The organism is Bradyrhizobium sp. LMTR 3 (genome assembly GCF_001693485.1).
Taxonomy (GTDB): Bacteria; Pseudomonadota; Alphaproteobacteria; order Rhizobiales; family Xanthobacteraceae; genus Bradyrhizobium.
On record NZ_MAXC01000023.1, the window covers coordinates 571,398 to 588,641 of the forward strand.

Genomic DNA, 17,244 nt, shown 5'->3' on the forward strand with positions numbered 1-17,244 from the left:
TGGCAGGGCGCATCTGCGAAGCGAGCGCGGCGGCGAGAATTTGCCGCTTCAAAGGCGGATGCCGAATTTGGCGAGCATCCAGGCGGTGAGGAAGTAAAGAGCAATCGTCACCGCGCAGCCTGCGGCCAGGCTGGGCCAGAAGCCCACGCCCGCCCTGAGCAGCGCCGGCAATATCAGGAACAGCGGTAGCGACGGCAGCACGTACCAGAACGTCGATTCCGCCACACCGGCAATGCGCTCCGCATCGCCGGTATCGTGCCAGAGCCACAGGAAGCTCAACAGCGAAAGCAGCGGCAGCGACACGACGAGCGCAGCGAATGCCGGGCTGCGCTTGGCGATTTCCGACACCGCCGCGATGATAATGCCGGACAGGGCACATTTGATCACGAAGTAGAGCATGGGGTGCCTCGAGGGGCACTAGAACTCGCCGTGCAGCCTGCCGGAGAACACATGGACCGGGCCGCGGTCGGCATTGTAGGCGGGATTGGTGACGAACTGGTAGTCCGCCGTCAGCATGATCTGCCTGGTGAGCGCGTAGGCGTAGTAGGTCTCGAGGATGCGTTCCTTGCGGTAATTGAGCTGGCCGTCGCCGATCAGTGGGCCGAGCCCGCCGGCAGCGAGGAAGTCGCGATGATCGCGCGACAGCGCGTTGATCGCGCCGGCGATGCCGATCGTGTCGTCGGGCCTGCCCCACGCGGTGCCCTTGATCGAGGTGCCGAGCGAGAGCGAGGCGTCGATGTCGGTGAACGACATGATCTCGGTCTTGCCGTCGTTCCAACTCCAGCGGCCGAACAGGCCGATGTCATCCGTGACCGACTGTTCGACGTTGACGACGTAGCCGTATTTGGGGCGGCCCCTGCGCGTCAGCGAGATATCCATATTGAGCGCCGGATCGTTCAGCGTTTCACGATAGCTGCCGGAATTGGCGCTGCTCACCCAGCCGATGGTGCGCAGCCTGCCCGGCCGGGAAAATATCTGATAACGCGTCTCCAGTTCGACCACGTACTGGCCGCGCCGGAAGACCTGGGTGTCGAAATTGTTGGAATTGGACACCGCGCCCATCATGAAATAGCCGCCGCGCAACGCCCATTGCTTCTGATTGAGTTCGGCGGTCACGCCGTAGGTCAGGCCGAGCCTGTCGGCAGCATAGTCGAAGGCGCCGGGCGCCCAGATCGACCAGTTCATGAAATCGCGGCGGGTGTCCTTGGCGTAGGAATTGCCGTCAAAGACATCGCCGACCGAGAACTTCCCGGCCTGCAGCGTCAGCCTGTTGACGTCGACCTTGCCGGCGAGTTGTTGCTGCGCGCTGGCAAGCTCCTCCTGCTCGCCGCCAAAGCCGAAAGTCTGGCGCACGAACAGCCGCGAGGTGTTGTAGTGCGGATAGGGGAAGTTCGACTTCTGCGCCTCGCCACTGCTGAATCCGGCGAGGCCGACCGTGTCGCTGAGGCCAAAACCCTGCAGCAGTTCGGGATTGTAGTAGATCTCGCCGCCTTCCCAGAGCCTTGCGTTCAGATAGAGGCTGTTGCTCCACGTCGCCTGTGCCTGTCGCGCCGGCGTCAGGCTGTTGGTGCCGGTATAGGGTGCGCGGAAGGCCGGATAGCCCTGACCCAGATAGGTGGTCTGCCCATGAATCTCCCAGCGATCGGATTCGGGGGCGGTCAGGTCGGTCTTCGGTGTCCAGGTCCTTGATCCCGGCCAGTCGACCTTGCGGTTGAGGCCGATGCGAACCTGCTGGAAATCGAGCGTCGAGTTATACGTCGTTCCTGACGGCAGGCGGACATCAGCCTTTCCGAACTGAGCGTAGAGATATTCGAGCCTGACGCTCCAATGCGGCGCAAACGCATACTCAAGCCCGGCGCCGGCCGCCCAGCCCGGGCGCACGTTTATCCGCTTTTCTTCGACGCCGCCAGCCGTGGGCGTGTTGAGAAAGCGTTCACCGGCCCAAGCAAAACCGCCGGTGGCGTAAGCGAGCCACGGTCCGCTGGCATAGCCGATCCGGCCGCGCACGGTGCCAGCGTAATCCCATCGCTCCTCTGCATCCGAGCGCGCGGTTACGAACTTGGCAACAACGTGATTGGACGGCAGATAGTTCGGAAAGGTCAGGTCGGCTTCGACACCGAAAAACAGGCCCGAGGAAAAGTGAAAATTATATCCGGCCTGCACGCCGCCGATCAGACCGCTGACCACGCTGTTGGTCGCGGTGACGGCGGGGTCGGCCAGTGTCGCGAACGACGAGCCACGGTGATAGCCGGTATGGCCGCCGATATAAAAGCCGCTCCAGTCGAACGCCGGGCCAAGATAGGGCGCCTTCAGCGGCATGTCGGCCGCCATCGCCGGGCTGCCGAGCGCCAACGCACTGACCGCGGCGCCGGCCAGTGCATATTCCAAGGATGATCGGCGGTTGCGGTTCACAGTTCGGACATTCCCGGTGCGATCCGTGTGGTCGCTACTTGCCATCACGGCAGATTCGAACACCTGCCGCCACCCGCCAAATGAAGTCATCAACCCGTCGCCGCCAAATTCTGGCGGTTCCTCCCCGCCAGCGCCAGAGCATCCGCCAAGACCCATATTGCAAATAATTCGCAACAGTAGGGAAAGGATCGGCCTGTCAGCTACGATTCAGTGACACCGTTGCGTGACGTGGTCGCAACAGCCGCTTGGACCATCGCAGACGGTCTCGGCCGGCAAAAAAGGTGACCCGCCCGGGGGGACCGCCGGGCGGGTCGTGTGCGGCACGGGGTGGATGAGGCGCCCGTGCCGGACGCTGATCCACGAGAAGCGCTTTCAGGGTCTGAAGTGGTTTGCTTGCAAAGAAATCGCTTCTCAAACAGCAACCAAGTCAGCCGCAGAAATCAGTAAGCGCAGGTCCGGACGCGGCCGATGTAATTGCCGAAAGCGTCGAACTGGCGAACCCAGCCGCAGCGGCGATAACCGTCATAGTAGTAGTGGGGACCCGAAGCTGCGATGGCAGTGCCGACGATGGCTGCGCCAACCAGGCCGGCGCCGACACCCCAGTGCAGCGGCTTGGCCTGAGCCTGTGTGGAAGCCATGCCGCCGGTAACGGCAAGGGTAGCGAGAGCGAGAGCGGCGAACTTGGTCTTGATCGACATGGAAGTCTCCTTCCTTCTGTTAAGCGGCCATTGTGGTCCGCATGCCCAGTTGGACGGAGCACGTTGAAAGGCGGTTCGAGGCGGCGGCCGGAAATATGGTTTCGTCGTTTATTTCTTCGACATTTCAGATAGTTACGAGAATAGATCGCGATTTTATGCTTTACGAAGAAACAATTCCGGATCGAATTTGTCGACATCATCGAGCAGTTCGCAGAACGCCCGCGCGCCGTGATCGAGCAGTAGTTCGCCCTTCTCCGCAGTGGCTTTGGTGGCGTCGCCGACTGCGCCGCTTTCGTTAAGGTCTTGCGCCTGCCAGGCGAAAGGGACCGGCCGATGCGCCGAGAGCCAACGGAATTCTTTCTCCATCGCGATGCTGGCAGGGCGAAAATCAGCGATCGCCTCTCTCCGCACCGTGTGCGGATAGCGCGCCAGCATGATGGAGGTCTCGACCGCGCCGCCATGAATGCCGTGACGCAGCTCTTCCGCGGAAAACAATCCATCCGGCGCGCCGAAGCGCGACCAACTCGTGGTGACCACGAGCAGCCCGTGATGTGCGCGGAGATCCTGCGCGACCAGCGACATCGCCGCGCTGTTGCCGCCATGGCTCGTCACAATCACGAGCTTGCGAATTCCGCATCGCGCGACGCGCTCGCCGATCGCCATCCACTCCTTCAATGCGGCCTCGGTCGGCAGCGTCAGCGTGCCCGGAAAATCGATGTGCTCGGTGGAGATGCCGACCGGCTGCAGCGGCAGAAAGGTGACGGGCAGCGCGACGGGCAACAGCTCGCGCACCCGCGCCAGATAGGCCTCGCCAATCAGGACGTCGGTTTCCAGCGGCAGATGCGGGCCGTGCTGCTCAGTGGCTGCCAATGGCAGCACCGCAATCCAGCGCGCGGCGTCGGCCTTAGCGCCAGTCTTGGCAATGTCGGGCCAGCGGATGTCGGTCCAGTCGCGGGGCGGAACGGTTGAGGCCATCGAGCGAAGCGTTTCTTTGGATGAATTTGCAGGATAGTTTGTTAGATAGTCCGGGGATGGTCCGATCCCTGGACAAAATCTCTTGGGACGTTGTCCCTAGCCTCTCATCATGGGCCAGAATGATCGACGGAGTCCAACCATGAACCCGGCCTTTTTGCTGCGAACGTTAACCACCGGTCTTCTGGTGCTGACCGCAGGACTGATGCCTGTGCGCGCCGAAACCCTCGACAAGGTGTCGTTCGGAACCAACTGGGTCGCGGAGGCCGAGCATGGCGGCTTCTTCCAGGCGGTCGCCGACGGCACCTACAAGAAATACGGCCTCGACGTCACCATAGTGCCCGGCGGGCCAAACACCAACAACCGTATCCTGCTGACCGCCGGCAAGCTCGACTTCTTCATGAGCGCGAACACGCTGCAATCGTTCGACGCCGTCGCCAATAACGTGCCGCTGATTGCGGTCGCCGCGATCTTCCAGAAGGATCCGCAGGTATTCCTCACCCATCCGGAAACCAAAATTGCAAAACTCGAAGATCTCAAGCCGCTGACGCTGCTGGTGTCCAAGGAAGGCGTGGCGAGCTACTTCCAGTGGCTGAAATCCGAATATGGGTTCAGCGAGAGCAAGGTAAAGCCCTACACCTTCAATCCGCAGCCTTTCATCGTGAACAAGCAGAGCGCGATGCAGGGTTACGTTACCTCCGAGCCCTACGCCGTCGAGAAGGCGGCCGGCTTCAAGCCCGGCGTGATCCTGCTCGCCGATCACGGCTTCAACGCCTATTCGACGCTGATCGAGACCCGCCGCGAGATCGTCGACAAGAAGCCGGACCTCGTGCAGCGCTTTGTCGATGCCTCCGTCATCGGCTGGTACAACTATCTCTACGGCGACAATTCCGCCGGCAACGCGATGATCAAGCAGATCAACCCCGAAATGACCGACGAGCTGCTGAGCTATTCCGTCGCCAAGATGAAGGAATACGGCATCGTCGATTCCGGCGATACGTTGCGCGACGGCATCGGCGCCATGAACGACGCGCGCGTGGCGAGCTTCTTCGACAAGATGGTGCGGGCCGGCGTGGTTCGCCGCGATATCGACTACCGTCAGGCCTACACGCTTCGCTTCGTCAACAAGGCCGTCGGTCTCGATCTGCGGCCGAAGAACTGAGGCGAGATGGCCGGGCCCGCTTTGTCGGAGACGGATAGCGATGCGGCGGGCCTTGCAGTGCGTCTGCGCGCGGTAAGCAAGACCTATGACAACGGGGTGACCGCGCTGGGGCCGCTCGATCTCGATGTCGCAAAGGGCGACTTCGTCTCGCTGCTCGGGCCTTCCGGCTGCGGAAAATCCACCGCGCTGCGGCTGATCGCGGGACTCGGCACACCGAGTGCGGGCACGGTGAGCGTTTCCCATCGCGCCACCAAGGCGGATGGGCGGCATCCCATCGGTTTCGTATTTCAGGAGCCCACGCTGATGCCGTGGGCGAGCGTGCGCGACAACGTTTGCCTGCCGCTGAAGCTTGCGCATGCGGCGCCGGCCGAAGCCGACCGGCGTATCGAGGAGGCGCTGGCGCAGGTCGGCCTTGCCGAATTTGCCGGTGCATACCCCCGCGAATTGTCGGGCGGCATGAAGATGCGGATCTCATTGGCGCGGGCGCTGGTCACCGACCCGGACATTCTCCTGCTGGACGAGCCATTCGCGGCGCTCGACGAGATCACGCGCTTCCGGCTCAACGACGACCTGCTGTCGCTCTGGCGCAAGCTGCACAAGACCGTCATCTTCGTCACCCACTCGGTATTCGAGTCGGTCTATCTGTCGCAGCGGGTGATCGTGATGACGGCGCGGCCGGGAAGCATCAGCGCCGAGTTTCGCATCGCAACGGCGGAGCCGCGTGGGGAGGCGTTTCGCACCTCGGCCGACTATGCCGGCTATTGCCGCGAGGTCTCGAATGCGCTGGCGCCTTCCTATTCCGGGCAGCGCAGCGCATGAGTTCCCTGCAGAACATCGGCCGCATGCTGCTTCCCGTTGTCGTGCTCGCAGCCGGCCTGGCGTTGTGGGAATTCGTCGTCCGCGTCAACGATATCCAGCCCTATGTGCTGCCGAGCCCGACAACCGTGTTTCAAACGCTCGTCAGCGATTGGCCGGTGCTGTCGGAATCGCTGGGCGTCACCTTGCTCACCACGCTGGAAGGCTTCATCGCTGCAGCCGTCGGCGGCGTCGCGCTGGCGCTGGTGTTCAACCAATCGAAATGGCTGGAATATTCGCTGTTTCCCTATGCGGTGATTCTGCAGGTCACGCCGGTGATCGCAATTGCGCCGCTATTGCTGATCTATCTGTCGCAGCAGACTGCGGTGATTGTCTGCGCCTGGATCGTCGGTTTCTTTCCGGTTCTGTCCAACACCACGCTCGGGCTGAATTCGGTGGATCGCAATCTGGCCGGGTTGTTTCAGCTCTATGGCGCGTCACGGCTTCAGACGTTGCGGTACCTGAAATTGCCGGCGGCACTGCCGTTCATCCTCGGTGGCTTGCGGATCGCGGGCGGCCTGTCGCTGATCGGCGCCGTGGTCGCCGAAATCGCCGCGGGCACGGCAGGCGCCGGCTCCGGCCTTGCGTTCCGGATCGCCGAATCCGGTTATCGCCTCAACATTCCCCGAATGTTCGCGGCGTTGTTGTTGCTGTCGGTGGCCGGGATTGTCATCTATGGGCTGCTGGCGCTAGTTTCGCATCTGGTACTACGGCGCTGGCATGAGAGCGCGCTTTGAAAGGAAAATTGATGGCTGCCGCGAATGTTTCGTCCGAGAAGATCGATCTGTTGATCTACGGACCTGTCAGGCCGATCCTGGAAAACGGTTTTCCGGATCAGTACGTCCTGCATATGGCGGAGAGCCGCGCCGACCTCGAGCGCTTGACGCCCGATACGGTCGCAAAAATCCGCGGCATGGCGGTCACCTATCACATGGTGCCGGCGGACGCGAAGGCGCTGTCGCAATTTCCGGAGCTTGAAATCGTCGCGAGCTTCGGCGTCGGCTACGACCACGTCGACTCGGCTTATGCGCGCGAGCACAATATCGTCGTCACCAACACGCCCGATGTACTGACGGAAGAAGTCGCCGACGTCGCGATGGGGCTTCTGATCGCGACCTTGCGCGAATTCGTCAAGGCCGATCGTTATCTGCGCGCCGGCCAGTGGCAGACGCAGAACTATCCCTTGAGCGCCGGTTCGCTGCGCGACCGCAAGATCGGCATCGTCGGCATGGGCCGCATCGGACAGGCGATCGGCCGCCGGCTCGAGGCCTCGCGCGTGCCGGTTTGCTATCATTCGCGCAATCCGTCGTCGGCCGTGTCCTACCAGCATTATCCCGACCTGATGGAGATGGCGAAGGCGGTCGATACGCTGATCGTCATCGTGCCCGGCGGCGCCTCGACCGCCAAGATGATCAATGCCGACGTGTTGCAGGCGCTTGGTCCGCGCGGCGTTTTGATCAACGTCGCGCGCGGCTCCGTCGTCGACGAGCCGGCGCTGGTCGCGGCGCTGAAATCCGGCACCATCCTCGCCGCCGGGCTCGATGTGTTTGCCAACGAGCCGAGCGTGCCGGACGAGTTGAAGGCGATGCAAAATGTCGTGCTGTTGCCACATATCGGCTCAGCTTCTGTGGTAACGCGGAACGCCATGGATCAACTGGTCGTCGATAACCTGAAAAACTGGTTTGCCGGCAAGGCGCCCTTGACGCCTGTTCCGGAGACCCCGGTGAAGGGACGCTGACGTTGCGCAGGTCTTCGGGCATTGCGGCAGCAGCGCTGACGGCGCTACTTGCGCTTGCGTCGCAAGTGGCGGCGCAGGATGCCTCGACCCTGAAGAAGGAAATGATCGGGCAGTGGGAGCTCGCCACCACCGAGCGCAGCAAGACCTGCGTCGTCACGATGAAGGGCGATGCGACGCCGCAAGGGCTCAAGCTCGAGCTCGAGCCCGGTTGCGCCAAGGCGTTGCCGTTCACCAAGGACATCACGGCCTGGAATATCAAGGGGCTGGACATCGTGCGGCTGCAGGATGCGGCAGGCCAGCCAGTGATCGACTTCACCGAAGTCGAGAGCGGCATTTTCGAGGGCCTGCGGACCGGCGAGGGCGTCTACATCCTGCAGAACCTCGCGGCCGCCCGCTCGCTCGCCAAGTCGATGGACCAGATGATCGGCGACTGGTCGATGGTTCGCGGCAATGGGCAGACGATCTGCGGACTGACGCTGACCAACACCGAGGCGACAGGGGATAATTTCCAGGTGTTCCTGAAGCCGAAATGCGATCCGGCGGTTGCGGCCTTCGCGCCAAATCAGTGGCGGCTAGAGCGCGGACAGATGATCCTGATGTCGGCCAAAGGCGAAACCTGGCAGTTCGAAGCCGACGACAATGCGCAGTGGCGGCGGGTGCCTGATACCGCCGACCCCCTGATCATGATCCGGGGGCAGTAGGCGGTTCCCCCCGGGGCCTAGATTTTTTTACCAGCGCATGTCGATCCGGCCGCGGCCGGATCGTCGTTCTCTGTAGCGAGACGAATGGCCGGCCTGATGCCGCCAGCTCGCAGCACAGGAGTTGTTCATGCGCTTCATGTCCATCGTCACTTCCCCGCAACCGATGAAAGCCCCGACGCCCGCCCTGCTGGAAGCGATGGGCAAGCTTGCCGAACGCGAGATCAAGGCCGGCCGGATGATCGACATGGGCGGGCTGACCCCGCTGCAGCAGGGGGCGCAGGTCTCGATCGAAGGCGGCAAGCTGAGGGTCACCGACGGCCCGTTCGTGGAGGCCAAGGAAGTGATCGGCGGCTACGCCATCTTCGAGTTCCGCGACAAGGCGGAAGCGCTCGCCATGGCCAAGGAGTTTATGCAGCTTCATCTCGACCACATGCCCGGCTGGGAAGGCACCTGCGAGCTGCGCGCCATGGCCGGCCACGGCCTGGAAACGACCTGCGGCGACGTCGAATCCCCTGCGCACGCCTGATGGCGCGGCATAGACGATCTGGTCGGCGGCGATGACGGCCGCCGACGTCAATCGCACCATCCTCGCGGTCTGGCGCATCGAACAGCCGCGCCTGATCACGGGGCTGTCGCGAATGCTGCGCGACGTGCCGCTGGCGGAGGATTTGACCCAGGAAGCCTTGGTCGCGGCGCTGGAGCATTGGCCTGCCAGCGGCGTGCCGGAGAAGCCCGGGGCGTGGCTGATGGCGCTGGCCAAGCGTCGTGCGCTGGATCATCTGCGTCGCCGCAGCATGCTCGCGCGCAAGCATGAGATGCTGACGCGCGACCTCGAGCAGGAGCAACAGGCGATGCCCGACCTGGACGCCGCACTCGACGACGATATTGGTGACGAGTTGCTCCGGCTGATCTTCACCGCCTGCCATCCCAAACTGTCGCGCGAGGCGCGCGCGGCGCTGGCGCTCCGGATGATCTGCGGTCTGACCACGGAAGAGATCGCGCGCGCCTTCCTGCAGCCGGAAGCGACCATCGCCCAGCGCATCGTGCGGGCGAAGCGGACGCTGTCCGAATCCGGACTTGCCTACGAAACGCCACGCGGCGAGCAGCTTTCGGAACGGCTCGCCTCGGTGCTGGAGGTCGTCTATCTCATCTTCAACGAAGGCTATACGGCCGCCCGCGGCGACGAATGGCTGCGACCGCAGCTCTGCAACGACGCGCTGCGCATGGGCCGCGTGCTGACGCTGGTCGCGCCGCAGGAAGCCGAAGCCCACGGCCTGCTCGCGCTGATGGAGCTGAATGCTTCGCGCACCGCGGCGCGCACCGACGCAGCCGGCGATCCGATTCTCCTGATGGACCAGAACCGCGCACTGTGGGACCGGCTTCAGATCCGCCGCGGGTTGCTGGCGCTGGTCCGGGCGCACGACCTTGGCGGCGGGCGCGGCTTCTACACCCTGCAGGCCGCGATTGTCGCCTGTCACGCCAGAGCCGCTACACCTGATGAAACGGAGTGGCCGCGCATCGCCGAACTCTACGCCAAATTGGGCGCGCTGGTGCGCTCGCCGATCATCGAACTCAACCGCGCTGTGGCGGTCGGTATGGCCGAAGGGCCGGCGGCTGCGCTTGCGATCGTGGACGGATTGGCCGGCGAGCCCGCGCTGAAGACCTATCACCTGTTCCCAAGCGTCCGCGGCGATCTGCTGCACAAACTCGGCCGCGTTGGAGAAGCCCGCGCTGCGTTCGAGCTCGCGTCAACACTTGCGACCAACAAGCGCGAACGCGAATTGTTGCAGCGGCGGGCCACTGAGACGAGCCGTGGCGCGCCGAAGCCGTTCTGACTTCAGATGAACCGGAATTGCGACCGCTCGCGTTTGGCGAGTTTCGGAATCGCCTGCCCGAGAATGATGTTCTTGAAGTGGTCGGTCTGTTGATGCTCGGCGAAGGCTGCTTCGCCTGCGAATACCTCGTAAAAGAAGAATTCTCGTGGCTTTGCGATGTTCTGATGAATCTGGAATGCCTTCACGCCGGGCTCACGCTGTGCCTGCGGCAGAAAATCTTTCAGAAGCTCCGCGACGGTGGCTTCTTCACCCGAGTTGACTTCCCAGAATGCAGTGACGATCAGGTTCTGGTTTGCGTTGTTGGTAGCAGCCATAACGTTCTCCTGTGAAACGTTCAGTACGTGCTCGTTGGAGCGGCGATGCGGACCACAATGGCTGATCTCGTGACAAGAATGCTTCGGTGCATGTCGAATGATGATGTTAATGTCGAAGCCGGAACCTGTTTGACGATGCGCGCGTTTCCCCGGAGATAATTTTGCCTGGAGCAGCCGCATGGCCAAAAAGACCGTGCTCGCCATCGGCATCGAGCCTTCCTTCGTCGACTTTAGCGCCTTCCCGGGGCTCACGGCCGAACTGGTGACAAGCCACATTGCAGCTCAGATCGAGCAGCTTCGCGCGATGGGCTATGAGGCCGATGGCTGCCTGATCGATCTCGGCGATACCGCCGAAGCCGTCGCCGCCGCGGCGCTGGGCGCAAAGCATTATGACTGCGTCATGATCGGCGCCGGGCTGCGCGAGCCGCGAGAGCGGCTGCACTTGTTCGAGCGGATCATCAATCTGGTTCACCTCGCCGCGCCGCAAACGCGCATCTGCTTCAACACCTCACCGGCCGACACCGCCGAGGCGGTGCAACGATGGGTCGCGCCGTGAGCGCGCTTGCGCTCAAGTGGTGCGGAAGGCGCCGAGCAGGCTGCCGATGATCTTTTGCCCGCGGGCACGGAGCCTTCTCGGATTCTCTGCCCCGGGCAGCAGCAGCGCCACCTCGCAGATCATCGCATCGACCATGCGGCTCAGGAGCTCGATGTCCTCGAAATCGAGCTCGCCCTGGCGTTTCAGCGCGGCAAGCGTCGCGGTGAGCAGGGCCATCGGATGGGCTTCCTCGATCTCCCGGTAGCGCGCATTGCCGAGCACCGCCGGCGCTTCCTGGATGACGATGCGCGCATAGGCCGGTTCGAGGCAGGCGTCGAGATAGGCTTCGATGCCCTCGGTCAGGCGGTCCCATATCTTGCGTTCCATCTTCGCTCGCGCTTCGATCCTGGCTGCGGCCTCGATCTGCAGGGCGACGACGACGGCGTCGAACAGTGCCTTCTTGTCCTCGAAGTGGTGATAGAAGGCGCCCCGCGTCACGCGCGCCGCGCGCGAGATCGCCTCGATTCCCGCCGCCTGGTACCCCTCGCTCGCAAAAATGTCCCGGCCGGCCGCCAGCAGCGCCTGCCTCGTGGCTTCCGTGTACTCCTCGCGGCGGGTTCGTTCGCGTCCAGCTTCCTGCATGCCCCGACATACCACTTGACGCTCATGATCCCATCAACATATAGCATACAGACGGTATGTGAGAAACGTTAAGTATGAATTCAGGGCAGAAGTGAGCCCGCGGGGAGCTATGGGAGGATAGGTCATGAACAGCGATCGAATGTTCGAACTGGCGCGGGCCTTGGCGGAGGCAAAGAGTCGTCAGGACGTGCCGGCGGCGTTAAAGGTTCTCCACGGCGACATGGTGCTGGAAAACCCGGCCTTCGGAACCACCGCCCGTGGCCTTGCCGAGAACGAGAAGGTGCTGAGCCGGTTCTTCGCTTCGTTCCCGGATTACAATGTCGTCCTGCAGGGCCACGCCGCCAATGACGATACGCTCGTCTGCTGGGGCCGTGTGCAGATGACAATGACCGGCGATCGTTTCGGCGTGGTGCCGACCGGCAGGCGCGCAGACCTCCCGGTGTTCATCCAGTTTGCGTTCAAGGACGACCGGATTGTCCACGAGCGATTCCTCTTCGACCTTGCCGAACTCTGCGCGCAGTCCGGCGTCTCGACCGACGCGGTACGCCGCAGGATATTTGGTGATGCCGGAGTCCGGCAGCTTGCCGCCGAATGACTTCCTCCCGCGGACCAGGACCTCAGATGATGACAGTAGATCCACGCGTCAAACCGGTCGCCGCGATCAGGACGGCGCCATTGTTCGACATCGTCGTCGATCTCAATCCAAGACTGAACATCGGCGATGGTCCGCTTGGCCGCCGCATCCTGTTCGGCGCGGCCGGCGGCACCTTCGAAGGTCCAAAGCTGCGCGGCGAGGTGATGCCCGGCGGCGGTGACTGGGCGCTGTTCCGCACCGATGGCGCGATGTCGCTCGACGTCCGCCTGACGCTGCGCACGCATGACGGCGCGCTGGTGCACATGACCTACGGCGGACGCTGGATCACGCCGCCCGAATTGCGGTCAGAAATGGCTGATCCCGCGCAACGATATCAGGTTGACCCGTCGCGCTATTACTTCCGCACTAACCCGCTGTTCGAAACCGGGGCGGAACGATATGCCTGGATGAACGACATCGTCTGCGTCGGGTCGGGATACTTGGTCGAAGGCGGCATCGCCTACAACGTCTGCCAGATCGTCTGACGCATGTGCCTTCACGCGGCCGGAAGCGACCCGCGCTGGCGGATGATCGTCCAGATCCAGGCAGCAGCGGTAAGCGCCACGGCGGCATAAGGAGCCCAGGCCTGCGGCTCTCCCATCGTCCGGAGCGTCATGCCGCTCAGAAGGCACCAGAGCAGGGGGATCGGCAGCAGCCATGGCACAAGCCCGCCGCGGGCGAGGAGCAGAACGCCGAGCGTCGCGATCGCCGTCGGATCCGGCGCAATGCCAAAGACCTCGGACGAGGTCCAGCCACGTCCCTGTAGCGGCGCAAGCAATGGCTGTCCGGCAATCCCGAAGACAAGGGTGAGATACCCTGTCCAAGCGACAGGCCCGCGGCGGTCGAAGGCAAGGCCATCGCGCAAAGCCGAGATGAGGAGCAGGCCACCTTCGACGGCGAAAGCCGGCGCGATATAGGCGGCGGCCCAGTTAACGGTCGTGTAGCGGTTCCACAGGAAGGACCACCCGACGAAGATCCAGAGAACCGCCAGGATGAGTGCGATCCAACGTGCAAAGACTCCCGGCCGCCACGCGATGAGCAGGATGATGAGTAGGCCGGCGGCAAGCGTCACGACGTGCAGAGGCCAGAGCGCCGCATTGTGCGATTCGAACATGCGCCAGTAGACGCGCGGCGAAAACAGCAGGAAATCCTCCGCGCGATAAGTCCACCACTCCGACATCAAAGCGCCTTCACGTGGGCCGAGATGCGCTGCCGCGTGGCGAGGTCCGGCATCGACCCGGCGGCGGCCGAGAGGTTTTCCCGCACGTGGTCGACGCGCGTGGTCGCGGGAATTGCGACGGTGACGGCCGGGTGAGACAGGATGAACTTCAGCAGGAGCTGCGCCCAGCTCGACACCCCGAGTTCGGCCGCCCACTCTGGCAGCGGCTTGTTCTTGAGGCGATTGGTCAGCTCGCCCTGCCGGAACGGCCGGTTCACGATCACCGCAATCCCGCGCTCTGCGGCCAGCGGCAGCAGCCGTGCCTCCGCATCGCGATCGACGACATTGTAGGAGAACTGCACGAAATCGATAGGCTCGTTTCGCATGATCTGTTCGACAAGATCGTGACGGCGGCCTTCGGACGTGGTGATTCCGACGTAACGCACCGTGCCGGCGGCTTTCATCTGGAGGAGCGTCTGCAGATGCGCCTTCCAGGCGAGCAGATTGTGAACCTGAACGAGGTCGAACTTCGGCACGCCCCAGAAGCGACGCGATTGCTCGATCTGGGCTGGGCCTGCCGTCGCAGAGGAGGTCCAGACCTTTTCGGCCGAGAATAGAGCAGGCGGCCGCCCGAGTTTTTGAAGCCCGTAGCCGACCACCGGCTGCGACGACCCATACATGGGGGACGAGTCGATCATGCGGCCGCCGCCCTCGAAGAAGGCGGCCATGACATCAGCGCATTCGTCCCTGAGCCCCGGATCGTTCCCGACATTGAAGGTGATCCAGGTCCCCAGTCCGACCATCGGCATCTCCTCGCGGCTCGAGGGAATAGGACGGCGCGCGGGCTGGCCGTGCTGGGCACGCAGCGAGGTTGGCAAATGCGCCGCAGCGGCCGTCGCCAAGGAGGCTTGCAGGAACGTTCGGCGTGTCGTCTGCATCCGAGGCTCCATCATCGCGGCGCACTGATCCAAGATGCGGTCGCGCGCCATCCTCAGCTAAACAGCATTAGATCAGCTTCAGTCCCCTCAAACTTGCGTGACCGTTCCTGCCGACGATGATGTGGTCGCGCACGGAGATGCCGAGTGGACCGCGATAGGAATCGTATGTCGCGCGACAAGACGCTTCGCATAAACAACGCCTCCGGCGCGACTGATCCGCACGAGCAAAGGGCCGCCCCATTTGAGGCGGCCCTTTGTCCCTGGATGGGCCGGTGTTGACCTGTTTCAACGGCCATGTGCCATCGAACCCGACCAATAATAAGCTAAAGCGCGATGGCGGTTCGACCGTGCCGTCGCGCTATGGTCGCCGAATCAATCGAACAGCATCCTGGTTCGCACCTCGTTGCGGGCCAATCCGTCGATTTCAGCAAGCGCCATCGCGCCCCTCAGTTCCTCGAGCCAGTCGAGAAACTTGTCGACCAGGTGCCCCGGGCTCATCGAAAGAGCCGCGCCTCCTATCCGTCCTGCTAGCTGATTCATCATCGATCCCCTCTCATCGAGAATGAGCTACCCCCTCTCATCCGATGAACAACTCTCTCACGCATTCGCCAAAGCGCGAAGCGGATAGTTAATAGATGGTAAATGCAGGCGACTTGCTAGATCAGCCGCATCCCCTTCAGGCTCGTGTGCCCGTTCTTGCCGACAGGCGTGTTGGTGATGTCCGACCGTGACCATCACGATACGTCATCCGCCTGCTCAACCGGTCGCGATAATGCACGACAAGCAACCTTGTTCTTCTCATCCCAAGCTCAAGCTCAACGACGGGATAGAGAACAGCATTTTCTATCTTTACGAACGGCGGCCCAATTCTCATCGCTCGCCAGTTCCGAAGCATTCCAATCGAGATGGTCCCATGCGGACATGTTGGCTGCCTGCGCGGCGCTCACTCAAGCTCACCGCGAAGTGCAGGTGACGGCAGCGGTCGAGGTTCATGTCGACCGCCCGCTAACCACCGTCGCCGATTCCGACTGCGCCAACCGACGCTCTTCCCGGTGGAAGAGTGCTTTGAAGAATAGAGCGTCGGGAGCCGACTTGACGATTCGGGCGATCAGAGCCGTCGCGAGCACAGCGAAGGCAAGCCGCGCGAGAAGAACGCTCGTAAGGTCAGCGCCGAGCGCGACGACGACTACCGTGTCCTCGATGATGCTGTGGGCAAAACCCATGAATGCGCAAGCGAGGAATATTTGACGCGGCTCTGCGTTAGCCGTGCGCGCCTCGCGGATCAGCAGTCCCGCGCCATAAGAAATTCCAAGAAACAGGCCGACAGCGGCGAAGGGTACCGTCTGTTTATTGATGCCAGCGAGCCGAAAGAGTGGGGCAAGCCATCTGTTCATCCAATCCAGGATGCCCGATACTTTAAGAAGCTCAATCAGGCAGCTCAGCGCAAGCAGAACGACGAGCATGATCGCCAAGGTATTGAACGTGCCCAGAAGAAAACCGCGCCAATCGGGGTTTCCATTCACAGGCATCCAAGCCGGCTCTATTGGTTCGCGCAGCCATCCGGTCGCGGCGAATATCTGGTGCAGAAGGACGGCAAAGACCAACCCTGCGCCAATACGAAGCGCCGCGGTGACCAGCAAGCTTGGCCCGGCCTTCTGAATGATCCGTTGCTCGATCGGAATGGCGTGTGCAAACAGCAAAAGCGATGAAAGAACGGTCATCTCGGCTGTGCTGAGTGCCGAAGCCGGAATCAGTGTGGACACGATTGCAAGCGCGCCCCACATCCCGACCAGCAATCCGGTGAGCCAGGCAAATGCGAGTTCGGGTGGCAACCCCACCAGCGTCATGAGCGGGGAGAACCATGGAGAAATCGCGTGGATGACACCGAGCTCCTGTAGAAGGTGCGTGGCGATCGCGACCGGAACGATGACGCGAACCAGCTCCCAATAGATTCCGAGCGTTTCCAACGTCTTGCGATAGAAGGCGGCGCAGATTGCCATCGATGGCTCCATCATCTTCGAAGCCATGACTAGCCTTGGACGCTTCGCAGTTTGTGGTCAAAGATTGCGGTTCTGTGCAATAAAATTGCAATCGATAAACAGAGCCTCTCACATGGACAAGATCGATAGGAAGCTTCTCAACCTGCTTCAGAATGACGCTTCACGGACGAACGCTGAACTCGCCGATTTGGTCGGCCTTTCCCCGTCGAGCTGCCTGCGCCGCGTTCGGCGGTTGAAGCAAGGCGGCGTCATCGACCGCGTTGTCGCCCTTCTCAGCCCGGCCAAGGCTGGTAGAGGCATGAAGGCAATCGTCACGGTCGAACTAGAGCGCCATGGCGAGCAATATATGCGTGACTTTCTGGGTTTAGCCGCTAAGGAATCGGCCGTCACTCAGGCCTACAGCGTGAGCGGCGAAACCGACGCCGTCCTCATGCTGCGCTTGAGAGACATGGAAGAGTTCGATGCGATATGCGAGCGGTTGTTTCGAGACCGAACTAATGTTGCACGATTCTATACGATGTTCGTGATCCGAACCGCCAAAGAGGCGACTGCCATCCCGCTCTAGCTGTGGAGCCAGCGGCAAGGGCCACAAGACTGAAGTCACATCGGCCGAGCCGGTGACAGGAGTCATCATTCAATAAGGCAATGA

Annotated in this window: 21 protein-coding genes and 2 pseudogenes; 11 read left to right on the forward strand and 12 right to left on the reverse strand. The window is 62.4% G+C overall.

Going from position 1 to position 17,244, the window contains the following annotated elements; translation table 11 throughout:
- Positions 1 to 48: 48 nt before the first annotated feature.
- From LMTR3_RS19785 to LMTR3_RS19800, 4 genes are all read right to left on the reverse strand, one after another.
- Positions 49 to 399: a DUF3147 family protein gene (locus tag LMTR3_RS19785; protein WP_065746679.1), complete on the reverse strand. Its 351-nt coding sequence runs from the start codon at positions 397 to 399 to the stop codon at positions 49 to 51.
- Positions 400 to 417: 18 nt separating this feature from the next.
- Positions 418 to 2,457 (reverse strand): carbohydrate porin, encoded by a 2,040-nt coding sequence (locus tag LMTR3_RS19790; protein WP_084029716.1) that lies wholly within the window; start codon positions 2,455 to 2,457, stop codon positions 418 to 420.
- Positions 2,458 to 2,852: 395 nt separating this feature from the next.
- Complete coding sequence (locus LMTR3_RS19795; RefSeq protein WP_028351026.1) at positions 2,853 to 3,110, reverse strand: hypothetical protein; 258 nt, start codon at positions 3,108 to 3,110, stop codon at positions 2,853 to 2,855.
- A gap of 153 nt (positions 3,111 to 3,263) precedes the next feature.
- Positions 3,264 to 4,085 carry a creatininase family protein gene (locus LMTR3_RS19800; protein WP_065746680.1) on the reverse strand — a complete coding sequence of 274 codons (822 nt, stop codon included), beginning with the start codon at positions 4,083 to 4,085 and terminating at the stop codon, positions 3,264 to 3,266.
- Between the two features lie 139 nt (positions 4,086 to 4,224).
- On the opposite strand from LMTR3_RS19800, the gene LMTR3_RS19805 reads away from it, so the two are divergent.
- From LMTR3_RS19805 to LMTR3_RS19835, 7 genes are all read left to right on the forward strand, one after another.
- The gene (locus LMTR3_RS19805; protein WP_065746681.1) at positions 4,225 to 5,244 is read left to right on the forward strand and encodes an ABC transporter substrate-binding protein; all 1,020 of its coding nucleotides are present in this window, start codon (positions 4,225 to 4,227) and stop codon (positions 5,242 to 5,244) included.
- A 6-nt stretch (positions 5,245 to 5,250) separates the two neighbouring features.
- On the forward strand, positions 5,251 to 6,063 hold the full coding sequence (locus LMTR3_RS19810) for an ABC transporter ATP-binding protein (protein WP_065746682.1): 813 nt from the start codon (positions 5,251 to 5,253) through the stop codon (positions 6,061 to 6,063).
- Positions 6,060 to 6,836, forward strand: a complete 777-nt coding sequence (locus LMTR3_RS19815) for an ABC transporter permease (RefSeq protein ID WP_065746683.1) — start codon at positions 6,060 to 6,062, stop codon at positions 6,834 to 6,836. The genes LMTR3_RS19810 and LMTR3_RS19815 overlap by 4 nt, the downstream gene beginning before the upstream one ends.
- Before the next feature lie 11 nt (positions 6,837 to 6,847).
- Complete coding sequence (locus LMTR3_RS19820) at positions 6,848 to 7,837, forward strand: 2-hydroxyacid dehydrogenase (protein ID WP_065746684.1); 990 nt, start codon at positions 6,848 to 6,850, stop codon at positions 7,835 to 7,837.
- Between the two features lie 20 nt (positions 7,838 to 7,857).
- Positions 7,858 to 8,538 carry an AprI/Inh family metalloprotease inhibitor gene (locus LMTR3_RS19825; RefSeq protein ID WP_245319947.1) on the forward strand — a complete coding sequence of 227 codons (681 nt, stop codon included), beginning with the start codon at positions 7,858 to 7,860 and terminating at the stop codon, positions 8,536 to 8,538.
- Positions 8,539 to 8,665: 127 nt separating this feature from the next.
- Positions 8,666 to 9,064, forward strand: a complete 399-nt coding sequence (locus LMTR3_RS19830) for a YciI family protein (RefSeq protein WP_065746686.1) — start codon at positions 8,666 to 8,668, stop codon at positions 9,062 to 9,064.
- Between the two features lie 31 nt (positions 9,065 to 9,095).
- On the forward strand, positions 9,096 to 10,373 hold the full coding sequence (locus LMTR3_RS19835) for an RNA polymerase sigma factor (protein WP_065746687.1): 1,278 nt from the start codon (positions 9,096 to 9,098) through the stop codon (positions 10,371 to 10,373).
- A gap of 2 nt (positions 10,374 to 10,375) precedes the next feature.
- Here LMTR3_RS19835 and LMTR3_RS39385 read toward each other — a convergent pair whose 3' ends face one another.
- Entirely contained in the window at positions 10,376 to 10,897 is a 522-nt protein-coding gene (locus LMTR3_RS39385; RefSeq protein ID WP_245319940.1) for a putative quinol monooxygenase, read from the reverse strand.
- Here LMTR3_RS39385 and LMTR3_RS19845 point away from each other — a divergent pair.
- On the forward strand, positions 10,866 to 11,243 hold the full coding sequence (locus LMTR3_RS19845) for a hypothetical protein (RefSeq protein ID WP_065746688.1): 378 nt from the start codon (positions 10,866 to 10,868) through the stop codon (positions 11,241 to 11,243). The genes LMTR3_RS39385 and LMTR3_RS19845 overlap by 32 nt on opposite strands.
- A 12-nt stretch (positions 11,244 to 11,255) precedes the next feature.
- Here LMTR3_RS19845 and LMTR3_RS19850 read toward each other — a convergent pair whose 3' ends face one another.
- Positions 11,256 to 11,864, reverse strand: a complete 609-nt coding sequence (locus LMTR3_RS19850) for a TetR/AcrR family transcriptional regulator (RefSeq protein ID WP_065746689.1) — start codon at positions 11,862 to 11,864, stop codon at positions 11,256 to 11,258.
- A 124-nt stretch (positions 11,865 to 11,988) separates the two neighbouring features.
- Between LMTR3_RS19850 and LMTR3_RS19855 the strand changes: the two genes are divergently transcribed.
- Both LMTR3_RS19855 and LMTR3_RS19860 read left to right on the forward strand, forming a co-directional pair.
- Positions 11,989 to 12,459 (forward strand): ester cyclase, encoded by a 471-nt coding sequence (locus LMTR3_RS19855; protein ID WP_210184712.1) that lies wholly within the window; start codon positions 11,989 to 11,991, stop codon positions 12,457 to 12,459.
- A 29-nt stretch (positions 12,460 to 12,488) separates the two neighbouring features.
- Positions 12,489 to 12,983, forward strand: a complete 495-nt coding sequence (locus tag LMTR3_RS19860) for a DUF3237 domain-containing protein (protein ID WP_065746792.1) — start codon at positions 12,489 to 12,491, stop codon at positions 12,981 to 12,983.
- An 11-nt stretch (positions 12,984 to 12,994) separates the two neighbouring features.
- On the opposite strand, the gene LMTR3_RS19865 is transcribed toward LMTR3_RS19860, so the two are convergent.
- The 6 genes and pseudogenes from LMTR3_RS19865 to LMTR3_RS19875 all read right to left on the reverse strand — a co-directional run bounded on the left by LMTR3_RS19865 (position 12,995) and on the right by LMTR3_RS19875 (position 16,595).
- Positions 12,995 to 13,678, reverse strand: coding sequence for a DUF6064 family protein (locus tag LMTR3_RS19865; RefSeq protein WP_065746691.1), 684 nt, complete (start codon positions 13,676 to 13,678; stop codon positions 12,995 to 12,997).
- A complete protein-coding gene (locus tag LMTR3_RS19870; protein WP_084029717.1) occupies positions 13,678 to 14,595 on the reverse strand; it encodes an aldo/keto reductase in 918 nt (305 codons plus the stop codon). Before LMTR3_RS19870 ends, LMTR3_RS19865 begins: the two co-directional genes overlap by 1 nt.
- Before the next feature lie 67 nt (positions 14,596 to 14,662).
- Positions 14,663 to 14,743, reverse strand: a pseudogene (locus LMTR3_RS40310) (RadC family protein); the annotation flags it as partial.
- A 224-nt stretch (positions 14,744 to 14,967) separates the two neighbouring features.
- Positions 14,968 to 15,093: a hypothetical protein gene (locus tag LMTR3_RS39825; RefSeq protein ID WP_283809306.1), complete on the reverse strand. Its 126-nt coding sequence runs from the start codon at positions 15,091 to 15,093 to the stop codon at positions 14,968 to 14,970.
- Between the two features lie 236 nt (positions 15,094 to 15,329).
- Positions 15,330 to 15,502 (reverse strand): annotated as a pseudogene (locus tag LMTR3_RS39390) (DNA-binding protein).
- Between the two features lie 82 nt (positions 15,503 to 15,584).
- Entirely contained in the window at positions 15,585 to 16,595 is a 1,011-nt protein-coding gene (locus LMTR3_RS19875) for a nucleoside recognition domain-containing protein (protein WP_065746794.1), read from the reverse strand.
- 112 nt (positions 16,596 to 16,707) lie between these two features.
- Between LMTR3_RS19875 and LMTR3_RS19880 the strand changes: the two genes are divergently transcribed.
- The gene (locus LMTR3_RS19880; protein WP_065746692.1) at positions 16,708 to 17,160 is read left to right on the forward strand and encodes an Lrp/AsnC family transcriptional regulator; all 453 of its coding nucleotides are present in this window, start codon (positions 16,708 to 16,710) and stop codon (positions 17,158 to 17,160) included.
- The last annotated feature ends 84 nt before the right edge of the window (positions 17,161 to 17,244 follow it).

Coding starts and splice junctions, on each gene's coding strand:
- LMTR3_RS19865 (WP_065746691.1), bottom strand. CDS start 13,678: ATGTCGGAGTGGTGGACTTATCGCGCGGAGGATTTCCTGCTGTTTTCG.
- LMTR3_RS39385 (WP_245319940.1), bottom strand. CDS start 10,897: ATGCCGATGGCGAGCACGGTCTTTTTGGCCATGCGGCTGCTCCAGGCA.
- LMTR3_RS19815 (WP_065746683.1), top strand. CDS start 6,060: ATGAGTTCCCTGCAGAACATCGGCCGCATGCTGCTTCCCGTTGTCGTG.
- LMTR3_RS19845 (WP_065746688.1), top strand. CDS start 10,866: ATGGCCAAAAAGACCGTGCTCGCCATCGGCATCGAGCCTTCCTTCGTC.
- LMTR3_RS19875 (WP_065746794.1), bottom strand. CDS start 16,595: ATGGCAATCTGCGCCGCCTTCTATCGCAAGACGTTGGAAACGCTCGGA.
- LMTR3_RS19830 (WP_065746686.1), top strand. CDS start 8,666: ATGCGCTTCATGTCCATCGTCACTTCCCCGCAACCGATGAAAGCCCCG.
- LMTR3_RS19870 (WP_084029717.1), bottom strand. CDS start 14,595: ATGCAGACGACACGCCGAACGTTCCTGCAAGCCTCCTTGGCGACGGCC.
- LMTR3_RS19795 (WP_028351026.1), bottom strand. CDS start 3,110: ATGTCGATCAAGACCAAGTTCGCCGCTCTCGCTCTCGCTACCCTTGCC.
- LMTR3_RS19805 (WP_065746681.1), top strand. CDS start 4,225: ATGAACCCGGCCTTTTTGCTGCGAACGTTAACCACCGGTCTTCTGGTG.
- LMTR3_RS19800 (WP_065746680.1), bottom strand. CDS start 4,085: ATGGCCTCAACCGTTCCGCCCCGCGACTGGACCGACATCCGCTGGCCC.
- LMTR3_RS19860 (WP_065746792.1), top strand. CDS start 12,489: ATGACAGTAGATCCACGCGTCAAACCGGTCGCCGCGATCAGGACGGCG.
- LMTR3_RS19810 (WP_065746682.1), top strand. CDS start 5,251: ATGGCCGGGCCCGCTTTGTCGGAGACGGATAGCGATGCGGCGGGCCTT.
- LMTR3_RS39825 (WP_283809306.1), bottom strand. CDS start 15,093: ATGAGCCCGGGGCACCTGGTCGACAAGTTTCTCGACTGGCTCGAGGAA.
- LMTR3_RS19855 (WP_210184712.1), top strand. CDS start 11,989: ATGAACAGCGATCGAATGTTCGAACTGGCGCGGGCCTTGGCGGAGGCA.
- LMTR3_RS19835 (WP_065746687.1), top strand. CDS start 9,096: ATGACGGCCGCCGACGTCAATCGCACCATCCTCGCGGTCTGGCGCATC.
- LMTR3_RS19790 (WP_084029716.1), bottom strand. CDS start 2,457: ATGGCAAGTAGCGACCACACGGATCGCACCGGGAATGTCCGAACTGTG.
- LMTR3_RS19850 (WP_065746689.1), bottom strand. CDS start 11,864: ATGCAGGAAGCTGGACGCGAACGAACCCGCCGCGAGGAGTACACGGAA.
- LMTR3_RS19820 (WP_065746684.1), top strand. CDS start 6,848: ATGGCTGCCGCGAATGTTTCGTCCGAGAAGATCGATCTGTTGATCTAC.
- LMTR3_RS19880 (WP_065746692.1), top strand. CDS start 16,708: ATGGACAAGATCGATAGGAAGCTTCTCAACCTGCTTCAGAATGACGCT.
- LMTR3_RS19785 (WP_065746679.1), bottom strand. CDS start 399: ATGCTCTACTTCGTGATCAAATGTGCCCTGTCCGGCATTATCATCGCG.